We start from the raw sequence: 12748 nt of genomic DNA, 5'->3' as shown, positions 1-12748 counted from the left end.
ATGGATTATATATACGGTACTCGGCATTTCTATTCTATTAATCTTATTTGCGGCTTATGGGGTGTATTCGTATTTTATATTTTAAAAGCGTAATGGAAGTGAACCATAATGTAATGTATGTTATAGTTTGATATGTTAATTACTTACAATACTTTCTACAAGGAGAATACATAATGAGAGCAAAGAAACTAGTAACGTTAGCAGTTCCGTTTATGCTGTTAGTCGGATGCGAGGTAGGAGATAAAGATTCTACTCATAAGACTGAGCAAACTAGTAAAGCAATAACGAAAACAGTAATTTCTGAACAACAGTATCCGTACTACATATGTGAGCAAGTGGTAGAGTTCCAATTTAAGAAGGATGAACTGTTACTAAACTTAGGAGAATCCTTAAAGGACAAAGAAAAAGCAAAAGCTGTTTTAAAAACATCAAACGAGATAGATAAAATTTTAGACAATATGGAACACATAAAAGTACCTGATACATACAAAGACATTCACAAATCCATACAAGAAGGGGTAACAGAGGCAAGAAAAGCAACGAAGTTAATTAAGGATGCTGGTAAAGAAGATAAACAGAAGATTCAAGAAGCTACAATGAAAGGTACTGAATTTTTATCAGGTGTAGACGGAGAGCATTGGAAAAAAGCAATTTATGAGTTATCACAGGAAAACAAAGATGCTTATAGTAAGGCACTTGATAAGAAAGTAAAGGAGCACTCAAAGTAAAACAGTAACTTGTAACAATACATATCCATCTAAAATTTCCGCGAATGCTATGCTAGGAAGTTAGGTGGGAGATTACTGTCCTTAAATGTGGCTGATTAAAGCTACAGCCACATTCTCCTGTTCTAATTAACTAAAAGAAGAACTTCCCCATCCCGATTAGACTACTGATCATTCCTATTCCACTCATGGTACCTTTTCCTGCTGTAAGTAAGTTTCCAAGCATTCCTAGCTGACCGTTACCTCCGTTATTTCCCCATCCCATTGGGGCCCACGGACCACCCCATCCTGGAGAGTTTCCGAAAATACCCCCGTTATTGGTATTGAATTTAAAAGCCTTAGCTGGCGGCGATAGTAAAGCTGCGAGATGACCTTGTGCGAACATCCCTGTATGATTGAATGGTTGCGCCCAGGGGAAGGGAGGTTTTTGAAAATTAAAACCTGCATGACCTGGTAATGGAGTCCAATTAGCAGGGTGACCTTGTGGTAGTATCTCTGCATAATTAATTGGCTGCTGCCCCCAAGAGAAGGGAGGAGGTTGGGGATTGAACCCCGTATAATTGGCTGATGAATCCCAACTAACTGGATAGACTCGGTAACTCCAATTCTCAGGAAGCTTCAAATCATTCATTACCTCAGATGTAGTTATTTCGGGCTGTGAATATAATGAAATTTGGTTAGTATATTGTTGCCCATTTCCCTTTGAATTCAAATACCAATATTGGTCCATACGCTTATTCTCCTCACTTTAAAAATGTAATGTTAGACTTAGCCTATGTAATATTCCTTTTTATGGATGGTTACATAACTAGATCTACAAGCCTGTATTTAAAGGAATGGGTGCGTAGTCTTTTTGATTTTTCTCGCTGCCTGTAAAATTCCCATTGATGTAAAGTTTCACTTTATTTTAGAAGGGAATTTTCAGTTGCTTCTTTTTTGTATTTCAGCCTAATTTAAATTCCGTTAACAAACATTTTTATAAAGGTTTAATCAACAAAAAGATTTTAAAATGGTATGTTGAGCAAGTGGAATTGCTAAAAAGAGAATATCCATTCGAAGAGTTTGGCAAAATACTGTAAGGGTAATGTTTTCTTGTGCAAATATGTAAACGATTTAAACGAATCAATGAAATTTATAATGAAGGGGCAATTAAATATATGAGTGAAACATTACATAAAAGAAAACCACCATATGTAATGCTTGTAATCCTTTTTATTGGGGCATTTGTTTCATTTCTAAATAACTCCCTTTTAAATGTAGCCTTGCCATCAATAATGAAAGATTTAAACATTCAAGATTATTCAACGATCCAGTGGCTTTCTACAGGGTATATGCTTGTAAGTGGTATATTAATTCCGGCCTCAGCATTTTTAATAACGCGTTTCTCGAATAGGAGCCTATTTATTACATCTATGGTGATTTTTATTCTTGGTACTGCCTTAGCGGCTGTAGCACCTAACTTTGGTTTATTACTTACTGGTCGGATGGTTCAAGCGGCAGGCTCTTCAGTTATGGGACCTTTGTTAATGAATATTATGCTAGTAAGCTTTCCAAGAGAAAAAAGGGGAACAGCAATGGGGATTTTTGGACTAGTTATGATTACAGCTCCAGCAATTGGGCCGACACTATCAGGTTATATTGTAGAGTATTATGACTGGCGTTTGCTTTTTGAAATGATTTTACCGTTAGCAATCATTAGCTTACTGTTAGGGATTTGGAAATCTGAGAATGTCATGAAACAAAACAAAAATGCAAAACTTGATTATCTCTCATTACTATTATCTTCTGTCGGTTTTGGCGGTTTGTTATATGGATTCAGTTCTGCAAGCTCCGATGGTTGGACAAATAAAGTTGTCTTAACAACCTTAATCATAGGCGCAATTGCCCTAATTGCTTTCATTATTCGTCAATTAAAAATGGATGAGCCGTTATTGGATTTACGTGTTTACAAGTACCCAATGTTTGCACTTGCGTCTGTAATTGCAATTGTCAACGCGGTGGCCATGTTTTCGGGTATGATTTTAACACCAGCTTATGTACAAAACGTCCGTGGCATTTCTCCGCTGAGCTCTGGACTGATGATGCTTCCAGGTGCGGTTATAATGGGGATTATGTCACCAATTACAGGTAAACTATTTGATAAATATGGTCCTCGGATTCTTGGCATAGTGGGGCTTTCCATTACAGCTGTTTCAACTTATATGTTGGCAAGTCTCCAAATTGACTCTAGTCACACACATATTATTCTTATCTACACACTGCGGATGTTTGGGATGGCGATGGTTATGATGCCACTTATGACAAATGGTCTTAATCAATTGCCAACTCGCTTAAACCCGCACGGTACAGCTGTTAATAATACGGCTCAACAAGTGTCCGGTTCGATTGGTACTGCTATTCTTGTTACGATTATGAACTCTGTAACAAAAACAAAAGCTGAAAGTTTAATGTCTCATATAGATCCAACAACCTTTACAGAAACTACGAAGGCAATAGTAACTCAGAAGGCTTTATTATCTGGAATTCAATATTCGTTTTATGTAGCGCTTGGCATGAATGTTGTTGCACTACTATTAGTTTTTTTCGTTAAACGTGTAGATACAAGTGCGGAAGCTGTCGAGAAGCTAAATCGGTAGAGAAAAATAAAACGCTTGATAATGATTCCTACAAGTTTTTTGCTGCTAAGGCGCCGGTATTTAAAATGGGAAAAGAACTAAAAGAAGCAGGGAAATAATTATATAGTAAAAGAGGACCTGATGTTCATATCAGGTCCTCTTTCATTAGTAACACGGTATACTTGCTTATCGTATTGGTTTAACTAAACTACTGATTTTTCGAATACTACAATCTTAAGCTCGTCAACTTCTCTATTTTTGGGGTGTTTTAGAAGAAAATGAATCAAAATAATCGTTTTTATAAACAAATACAAGAGATGAGATCCGTTTGCAATTTCTCATAAACATTACAAGTTTAGATTATCTTTTAACACCAACATTAAAAGGCTCCAACTATATTTATTCGCTTCATTTTAATTTAGTATTTTTCTACAAGTTATAAATCTAATTGCCAAGCTTATACGTAATATCATAATCATGAATAGTTAGGGAAAAGATAAAATAAGGTAATCAATTACATATCTTTATCCCAGGCGATTAGTTGCTATTTCCTCTTTATTAAATGGGATATGTTATTTCATGGTTTTTTGAAAGGGTGTTTTAAATGGAAAAAAAAGTATCTGCCATTCCTCAGCCGAAAACATATGGACCGCTGGGTAATCTCCCATTAATCGATAAAGATAAACCGACCCTATCCTTTATCAAGATAGCGGAAGAGTATGGTCCCATTTTTCAAATTCAAACTTTAAGTGATACCATTATTGTCGTTTCCGGACATGAACTGGTAGCAGAAGTCTGTGACGAAACACGGTTCGATAAAAGTATAGAGGGTGCTTTAGCAAAAGTTCGCGCCTTTGCTGGAGACGGATTATTTACAAGCGAGACTCACGAGCCTAACTGGAAAAAAGCTCATAATATTTTGATGCCTACATTTAGCCAACGGGCAATGAAAGATTACCATGCTATGATGGTTGATATTGCTGTACAACTCGTTCAAAAATGGGCACGGCTTAATCCGAATGAAAACGTGGATGTTCCGGAGGATATGACTCGTCTTACGTTAGATACAATTGGTCTATGTGGTTTTAATTACCGATTTAATAGCTTTTATCGTGAGACCCCTCATCCTTTTATTACTAGCATGACCCGTGCTCTAGATGAGGCGATGCACCAATTGCAGCGGCTGGATATAGAAGACAAACTTATGTGGAGAACGAAACGTCAATTTCAGCATGATATCCAATCTATGTTTTCTTTAGTAGATAATATTATTGCTGAACGTAAAAGTAGTGGAGATCAGGAAGAAAATGATTTACTTTCCCGTATGTTAAATGTGTCAGATCCGGAAACTGGTGAAAAATTAGATGATGAAAACATTCGTTTCCAAATTATCACTTTTTTAATAGCTGGGCATGAGACAACAAGTGGATTGTTATCTTTTGCAATTTACTTTTTATTAAAGAATCCGGATAAATTGAAAAAAGCCTATGAAGAAGTAGACCGTGTTTTGACAGATCCTACTCCAACATACCAACAAGTTATGAAACTGAAGTATATACGGATGATTTTAAATGAATCACTGCGTCTATGGCCTACCGCTCCAGCATTCAGTCTCTATGCAAAAGAAGATACAGTGATTGGCGGGAAATACCCAATTAAGAAAGGAGAAGATCGTATTTCTGTTCTTATTCCACAGCTACATAGGGATAAAGATGCATGGGGAGACAATGTGGAAGAATTCCAACCTGAACGATTTGAAGAGCTGGATAAGGTTCCTCATCATGCTTATAAGCCATTTGGAAATGGCCAGAGAGCATGTATCGGTATGCAATTTGCACTTCATGAAGCCACTCTTGTAATGGGAATGCTTCTTCAACATTTTGAATTAATCGATTATCAAAACTATCAGCTGGACGTAAAACAAACATTAACGCTAAAGCCCGGTGATTTTAAGATTAGGATTCTACCCCGAAAACAAACTATTAGCCATCCTACTGCTCTTCCACCTACAGAGGACAAGCTGAAAAACCATGAAATTAAGCAACACGTCCAGAAGACACCTTCTATTATTGGGGCCGATAATCTTTCGCTTCTTGTTCTGTATGGCTCGGATACAGGGGTAGCAGAAGGTATTGCAAGAGAATTAGCGGATACAGCTAGTTTAGAAGGGGTTCAAACGGAAGTGGTAGCTCTTAACGATCGAATTGGAAGTTTGCCAAAAGAAGGAGCGGTACTTATTGTGACTTCTTCTTATAATGGAAAACCACCAAGTAATGCAGGGCAGTTTGTGCAATGGTTGGAGGAACTAAAACCGGATGAGCTAAAAGGTGTTCAATACGCAGTTTTTGGTTGTGGAGATCATAATTGGGCTAGTACCTATCAACGGATTCCAAGGTACATTGATGAGCAGATGGCTCAAAAAGGAGCAACAAGATTTTCTAAACGCGGAGAAGCAGATGCAAGTGGTGATTTCGAGGAACAGCTTGAGCAATGGAAACAAAGTATGTGGTCTGATGCAATGAAGGCATTTGGATTGGAGCTCAACAAAAATATGGAAAAAGAGCGCAGTACTTTGAGTTTGCAATTTGTCAGTCGTCTTGGAGGATCTCCTCTTGCACGAACATATGAAGCAGTTTATGCATCTATACTAGAAAATCGTGAACTCCAATCATCCAGTAGTGATAGAAGTACACGACATATCGAGGTATCCTTGCCAGAAGGCGCTACATATAAAGAAGGAGACCACCTTGGAGTGTTGCCAGTTAATAGCGAGAAAAATATCAACCGAATTTTAAAACGTTTTGGATTAAATGGGAAGGATCAAGTTATACTGAGTGCAAGTGGACGAAGTATAAATCACATACCTTTAGACAGTCCTGTTAGTTTATTGGACCTTCTTAGTTATAGTGTTGAAGTTCAAGAAGCAGCCACTCGAGCACAAATACGAGAAATGGTAACATTCACAGCATGTCCTCCTCATAAAAAAGAATTGGAAGCATTATTAGAAGAAGGAGTTTACCATGAACAAATACTAAAGAAACGGATTTCAATGTTGGACCTTCTTGAAAAGTATGAGGCTTGTGAAATCCGATTTGAACGCTTTTTAGAACTTCTTCCTGCGCTCAAACCGCGTTACTATTCTATTTCAAGCTCTCCACTCGTTGCACAGAATCGTCTGAGCATTACGGTCGGTGTTGTTAATGCGCCTGCATGGAGTGGGGAAGGGACATATGAAGGAGTCGCTTCTAATTACTTAGCTCAGCGTCATAATAAAGATGAGATTATCTGTTTCATTCGAACGCCACAATCAAACTTTGAATTACCTAAAGATCCAGAAACACCAATTATTATGGTTGGGCCAGGTACTGGAATTGCACCATTCCGTGGATTCTTGCAAGCGCGTCGTGTTCAAAAGCAAAAAGGTATTAACTTAGGAGAAGCACATCTATATTTTGGTTGTCGTCATCCTGAAAAAGATTATCTTTATCGTACAGAACTAGAAAATGATGAAAGAGATGGATTAATCTCTTTACACACAGCTTTTTCTCGTCTAGAGGGACATCCAAAAACATATGTGCAGCATTTAATAAAACAAGATAGAATCAATTTAATTTCGTTATTAGATAATGGAGCTCATCTTTATATATGTGGTGATGGAAGTAAAATGGCTCCGGATGTAGAAGATACCCTTTGTCAAGCATATCAAGAAATTCATGAAGTCAGTGAACAAGAAGCAAGAAATTGGTTGGATCGTGTGCAAGATGAAGGGCGATATGGAAAAGATGTTTGGGCTGGTATATGACTGTTTCTTAATTAGATACATATTAACTAATGAACTTCTTTCGAATAAATTTCACTTTATTAGTATAGTGTATTTAGATGAATAGTGATTAACCGGACTATTTAGTATCTACTAAATAAAAAACAGGACCTGATATGCATCTATCAGGTCCTGTTTCACATAGACATTATACATCGATATTTTCCACGCATTATCAATGTTTGTAATGTAGTTAGCCTTTTGAGTCAGCTATAAAATCAGATATTATTTTTTCAATATCGAAAGGAGTAATCCCTTTATCCAAAGAAAAAATGCTTTCTGCTTCTTCGATGTCTTGAACGAGTTCACCTCTAGCTTCAATATGTAATCGGAACAAGTCATATAAATTCGGTTTAACTAAATTAGTTAAAGCCTTCCCAACTAGTATCATACCTTTTTGATTAGCCTCGATGGTATTATCATAAGTTAGATCTCTCGTAAGAGACAAATCTGTCCAAATCAATTTTCGTTCCTTTAAGTCTAAAATAACTGGAATAGAGATTTGGGTGTCGGCAGTAATATCCACTTTATCTTGAACAGTAGAAGGTTCAAATATTTCACCTGAACCAGGATATTGACGAACCATCCAACCAGTAAAGCATTCTGGTAAATCTTTATACGGTTGGTCTGTGTAAGAAAGCAAAGTCATTACTACATAGCGTGCACCATATTTCAGCACAGACGGAATATCGAAATCAATGAATTCAGATGCCCCCTTTGGTGCAGAAGTAATATCTCCGCTATGGTAGGCTTTGAAATTTTTTGAACGTAAGTTCGTGAAGGATACATGTTCTTTGTATTGCCAATCTTCGTCGTACATTGCAGCAGATAAATCAATGTCAACACGTCCTGTATGTTGTCCATTCACATAGCCTTCTTTCCACCATAGGAAAAAACGAATCGTATCTCCTTCTGGCAAATCTACTTTACTTCCTCGAGATAATGTGCGAAGCGCTTTGCTGGCTGAACGTTGAGAGAAGGGAACTAAGTGATTTTTTAACTGTTCATCCAAAAATACTTTTCCGAGACTTGGAAGTTCTGCGAAGCGATTTTTTAAAGTATCTTCACACATTTTTACAATCATTAAACAAATATCCTCTGAGATAAATGGAAGTGTATTTTCAATACCTATAGCTTTTGCTACATTTCCCTTTGGAAAAAAGGTACGAAATTCATTTTTATCATTTCGATGCTTAAAATGAGCCGTGAGTTGAAGTAATACAGGAGTAGAAACGTTTCCTATTATACTTAGAAAATCTTCGAGAATATTGAAAACATCTGTTGACTTATCACTACATAAACGGATTAAATGATCCAAGCGTCTGGCAAATTCCCCTGGGCGAGTTTTTAAAAGATTTTTCGCTGTCATGATATCACGATTCAACAAAGCTGCTTCTATTTTCCCATTAAATGTTTCAACTTTAATGTTGTTGCGAAGAATCTCAAATGCTCGGTGGGTTTTTGGGAAACGAGTATGATATTCTGCTGGATGAAGAATTTCACCTAAACGAATCCAACGTTTTTTGTATCGAAGCATATCTTCGGTAATGTTTCCGCATTGCTCTAACAAACCTAAAAGGAAGCGTCTTTCTGCTCGGTTAAACTTCTTGAATCGGACGGAGGATGCTAAACTCACATCGCCTTCAGATAAAGCAACTGCAAGGCGAAGAACATCAGTTGCTGTTTTAAAATACTTTGCAGCAGCATCGGCTGATATTTTTCTGTTTATTAATAAAACCCCAATTATAAAAGACATATTTTCCTTATGAGGAATTACATTAGGTAGAAAACAGGAAACATCTTCAGTGTGTGTAATAGCCCATTCTACATCCGTCTTATCAGTTGAGGAAATAGAGCTGTTTGCACTAATCAATTGAGAAATCATTTGATTGAAATCTTCTTCACTTCCTAAGTCAATAACTTTCAAATCAACTCTATCTAAAAGAGGGAGTCGTTCTTCTACTTTTGATACAGGTAGGCGCAACGCCACATAATGAATAATGGCATTAATGTATAAATCAGCGTCACTTAAATCCATCATTTGTTGCGGAAAGTTTGGATACATAGGAGTAAACTGAATATGTGCTCCAACCATTTCTTTTAAATGTTTTACCAACTCTTTGTAAAACGATGTGAATGCATCAACCGAAAGGGTTTGCAACTCTTCTATTAAAGGCTCGGAAAAAGTAAATCCTAAACTTTCCAAGTTTTTTAAAACAGTGGCTAAATAAATGTTCGGTAGTTTATTTTCTTCTCTTTTTATAATTACTTTCAAACTTCTTCTTATGTAAATAGAATTTTTCATGAGAACGCCAGCTATTCACGCCTTATAAAAGAGGGGAATAGTCTGACTGTCCTCCTTTCAGTGGTAGATTTTTATTTTTATATGTATAAACACACTAATTGTAGAAAAATGCACAGAGGGTACATAGCTATTTTTTAGTGAAAAATTAGGGGTATAACATTTAGTTGTTAAGTGGTAATTTGTTAATTAAGAAAAGAAAACCTCTACATCAATGGTTGATAAACTAAAGTTTATTCAATCCTAAAGAAGAAAGAGGTTTTATAGTCTAATTATTTTTCATAGGGAATTGACAACTCTAAAACAATTTGAAATTTCTACAAAGAAGGAAGAATTGTCATAGCCTATGTGTTTAGCAGGAAAGTAACATCCCTATTTCGCCAAAGAAGTTAGAAGGAAGGAACGTCATAGCCTGCTTTATTAGTATATTCTCTTGCGAAGAGCAATTCAAGTATACTGTCTGATTTTTTATATTTTTCTTAAAGGGGAATTTTCATGATTATCCCGCATTAACGGGCAGCCAGATTGGTGAGGGTGATTAAAGTTTCACTTTATAAATAGGGAGACCATCACATGCCCTTTTTATAATACTATTACGGGAGGATTTTTATTTTTGATATATTATACCATTTATTTAATGGTATAATATGGTATGCGTTCTGTGGAATGGAGTTGAATGAGTATTATAAATACAAAAGGTGAAATTAAAAAAACGAAAAGAAAAGTATTACTAACTATACTTACTATGTTAGTAATTATAATTGGATTTGGATATTGGAAACTTTTTAGTTTGCAAGGTGTTCCAAAAGGGGAATTAATTCGAACAGTGAAATCTCCAGATGGAAAATATCTCATCAAGACTTATTTTCATAATGCAGGATCATTAAGTGCGGATGCTGTTAGGGGTGAATTAGTTAACCTTGATACAGATTCAGAGAAAAATATATATTGGAACTATCCAGATACAGATCCATATATTGAATGGGTAAATAAGAATATTGTTAGAATTGGAGATCAAACTTTAGATGTTTCACAGAAAGAAACCTATGATTGGCGTGATGACGATAAGCACGTTAAAGAAATGCCTAAACAGTTTATTAGATAAAATAAGAAAAATTAAATTTATTTAATCTTATTCGTTTAACTATAGATAGGATTATATGAGTGAAAAAGTCCATTTAGATTTTCTAAATGGACTTTTTTAGGTTTCTAGATACGACTACTGATAAAAATGGAACAAACTTGTTATTTAGGTTGTCTATTAAGTATACGTATAAAACAGGGGTTCATGATAGTTCACTCATTTTATGAAAAGTGAGATGCAAGAGAGTGATATCCGATACACTCTTTAATTGTATCGATATGTATAACACCTAAAAAAACATATATTCTTGAAAGAGGTTGAAAATGTATGATAGTCTTAAACAAGTTTTTTAACATTTTACATTACAAAAAGATGGTACCTGTAGTATTTCTTTCATGTGCAACGCTTATAGGCTGTTCCGATGGTAATACTCAATCTGAATTACCTAAACAAACGAAACAAACAAATCAAATCAAACAAGAAATTACTGGTAATGATTCTTTTGTTAAACTTGAAAAAGAATTTGATGCTAAACTCGGTATTTATGCATTGGACACTGATACGAATCAAACCGTTACTTATCAATCAGATGAACGGTTTGCATACGCATCTACCCACAAAGCTTTAGCTGTGGGAGTACTTTTACAAAAGAAATCAATAGAAGATCTAAATCAAAGAGTTTTGTATACCCGTGAAGATCTTGTTAATTACAATCCAATTACAGAAAAGTATGTTGATAGTGGTATGACCCTGAAAGAGCTTGCAGATGCTTCTCTTCGATATAGTGATAATACTGCACAAAATCTTATTCTTAAACAATTAGGTGGACCTAGTGAATTCAAAAAATCACTAAGAGAAGTAGGAGACACCGTTACAAATCCTGAACGTTTTGAACCAGAATTAAACGAAGTGCCTCCAGGAGACGTACGTGATACTAGTACCCCAAAGGCATTAGCTACTAGTCTTCAGGCTTTTACGCTAGGAGATGTACTTTCAACTGAGAAACGGGATTTATTAATAGATTGGATGAAAAGGAATACTACCGGAGACAACTTAATTCGTGCCGGAGTTCCAGGAGGATGGGAAGTAGCTGATAAGACTGGCTCGGGATCTTATGGAACCAGAAATGATATCGCAATTATTTGGCCACCAAATAAAAAACCAATTGTTCTTGCGATACTTTCTAATCATGATAAAGAGGATGCTAAATACGATGATAAGCTTATTGCAGAAGCAACCAAGATAGTGTTAGATGCTTTAAAAGTGACAAATAAATAATAATAGTAACTAGTTATTATTATTTTCCCGGTTTTTCGTCACAATATTGTGAGTCATGATTTTGCTAGCGGACTAATGTTTATGGGGTTCTTCGTTGGAGTTGCATTTTTAGCAACGATGGCAAGTTGCTTAATGTTTAAAGTTCTGTCGGGAGCATCAAAAGATGTGGCACGTTATCAAACGTTTCGTAAAATTGTTGTCCGCCGAGAATTATTAACAAAGTCAATCTATAAAGAGTTATACTTCATATTTTTATTCCCAGTAATTGTCGGGATTACTCATATATTATTTGGTATGAACATGTTTAGTCCTATTTTACTCAATCTGTACTCTCGTATTTGGTTTACCACTTGTTATTTTTGTAGTAATTTACTCGATTTATTACTTGATTACAGTTCAATTATATAAAGGAATTGTACTCTCGAAAAAAAGATCAATGTAATGATGTTATTCATAAAGAATGATAGATAATCCTTTTTGGAAAGAACAATTAAGAGAGAGATAACATTAATTATCGACTGTATCGAAAGTGAAATCACTTCTTTACAGAAGGAGATGGAGAATTAAGTCAATCGAATGAATATTATAGCCTGCTAATATCCCAGAGTATGTTATAAATAATATTGCCACTTGGGTGCAAGGAAGATTGAAATGAAATTAGCAACCATATTTTTAAATAGTTATTTTCAGAGGCAACAAGTGTATTAGGGAGGGGGCATTTGGCTTAGAGGAATCTTCATGTGAAAAGACCTGAAACAGCCTTCCCTATAGCAATAATAAAGATGTCTAATTTCTAATATAGAAAATAACAGCGTTGCTACATTCAATATGTAGCAACGCTATTTAAATTTTTTAAACAGGGTTAAATTTTTCAAGAAATTTACCTATAAAAAATGATATCCAATTAAATTCATAAGTTTATCC

At 35.5% G+C, this 12748-nt stretch carries 7 protein-coding genes and 2 pseudogenes; 7 read left to right on the top strand and 2 right to left on the bottom strand.

The genetic code is table 11. The features are described 5' to 3' along the window. The first annotated feature begins 173 nt into the window (after positions 1-173). Entirely contained in the window at positions 174-728 is a 555-nt protein-coding gene (locus N2V80_RS15955; RefSeq protein WP_001201801.1) for a hypothetical protein, read from the top strand. Positions 729-858: 130 nt separating this feature from the next. Here the strand turns inward: N2V80_RS15955 and N2V80_RS15950 are convergent, their stop codons facing one another. Continuing rightward, the gene (locus N2V80_RS15950; protein ID WP_000373139.1) at positions 859-1455 is read right to left on the bottom strand and encodes a hypothetical protein; all 597 of its coding nucleotides are present in this window, start codon (positions 1453-1455) and stop codon (positions 859-861) included. Between the two features lie 427 nt (positions 1456-1882). On the opposite strand from N2V80_RS15950, the gene N2V80_RS15945 reads away from it, so the two are divergent. Together N2V80_RS15945 and cypD are read left to right on the top strand one after the other, a co-directional pair. After that, positions 1883-3361 (top strand): DHA2 family efflux MFS transporter permease subunit, encoded by a 1479-nt coding sequence (locus N2V80_RS15945; RefSeq protein WP_000005138.1) that lies wholly within the window; start codon positions 1883-1885, stop codon positions 3359-3361. Positions 3362-3944: 583 nt separating this feature from the next. Then, a complete protein-coding gene (cypD, locus tag N2V80_RS15940) occupies positions 3945-7142 on the top strand; it encodes a bifunctional P-450/NADPH--P450 reductase (protein WP_000412774.1) in 3198 nt (1065 codons plus the stop codon). A 211-nt stretch (positions 7143-7353) separates the two neighbouring features. Here the strand turns inward: cypD and N2V80_RS15935 are convergent, their stop codons facing one another. Continuing rightward, positions 7354-9465 (bottom strand): TerD family protein, encoded by a 2112-nt coding sequence (locus N2V80_RS15935; protein WP_061654909.1) that lies wholly within the window; start codon positions 9463-9465, stop codon positions 7354-7356. Positions 9466-10138: 673 nt separating this feature from the next. Between N2V80_RS15935 and N2V80_RS15930 the strand changes: the two genes are divergently transcribed. The 4 genes and pseudogenes from N2V80_RS15930 to N2V80_RS15915 form a co-directional block, all read left to right on the top strand. Further along, complete coding sequence (locus tag N2V80_RS15930; RefSeq protein WP_000022542.1) at positions 10139-10567, top strand: DUF5412 domain-containing protein; 429 nt, start codon at positions 10139-10141, stop codon at positions 10565-10567. Positions 10568-10873: 306 nt separating this feature from the next. Next, the gene (gene bla, locus N2V80_RS15925) at positions 10874-11824 is read left to right on the top strand and encodes a class A beta-lactamase (RefSeq protein ID WP_000636458.1); all 951 of its coding nucleotides are present in this window, start codon (positions 10874-10876) and stop codon (positions 11822-11824) included. A gap of 45 nt (positions 11825-11869) precedes the next feature. After that, positions 11870-12266: pseudogene (locus N2V80_RS15920) on the top strand (ABC transporter permease); the annotation flags it as partial. A gap of 21 nt (positions 12267-12287) precedes the next feature. Continuing rightward, positions 12288-12479: pseudogene (locus N2V80_RS15915) on the top strand (alpha/beta hydrolase); the annotation flags it as partial. Positions 12480-12748 lie beyond the last annotated feature (269 nt).

It is taken from the genome of Bacillus sp. FSL W8-0640 (genome assembly GCF_038007725.1).
In the GTDB taxonomy this organism is placed as follows: Bacteria; Bacillota; Bacilli; order Bacillales; family Bacillaceae_G; genus Bacillus_A; species Bacillus_A cereus.
This window is presented reverse-complemented; position numbering and strand designations above follow the sequence as displayed.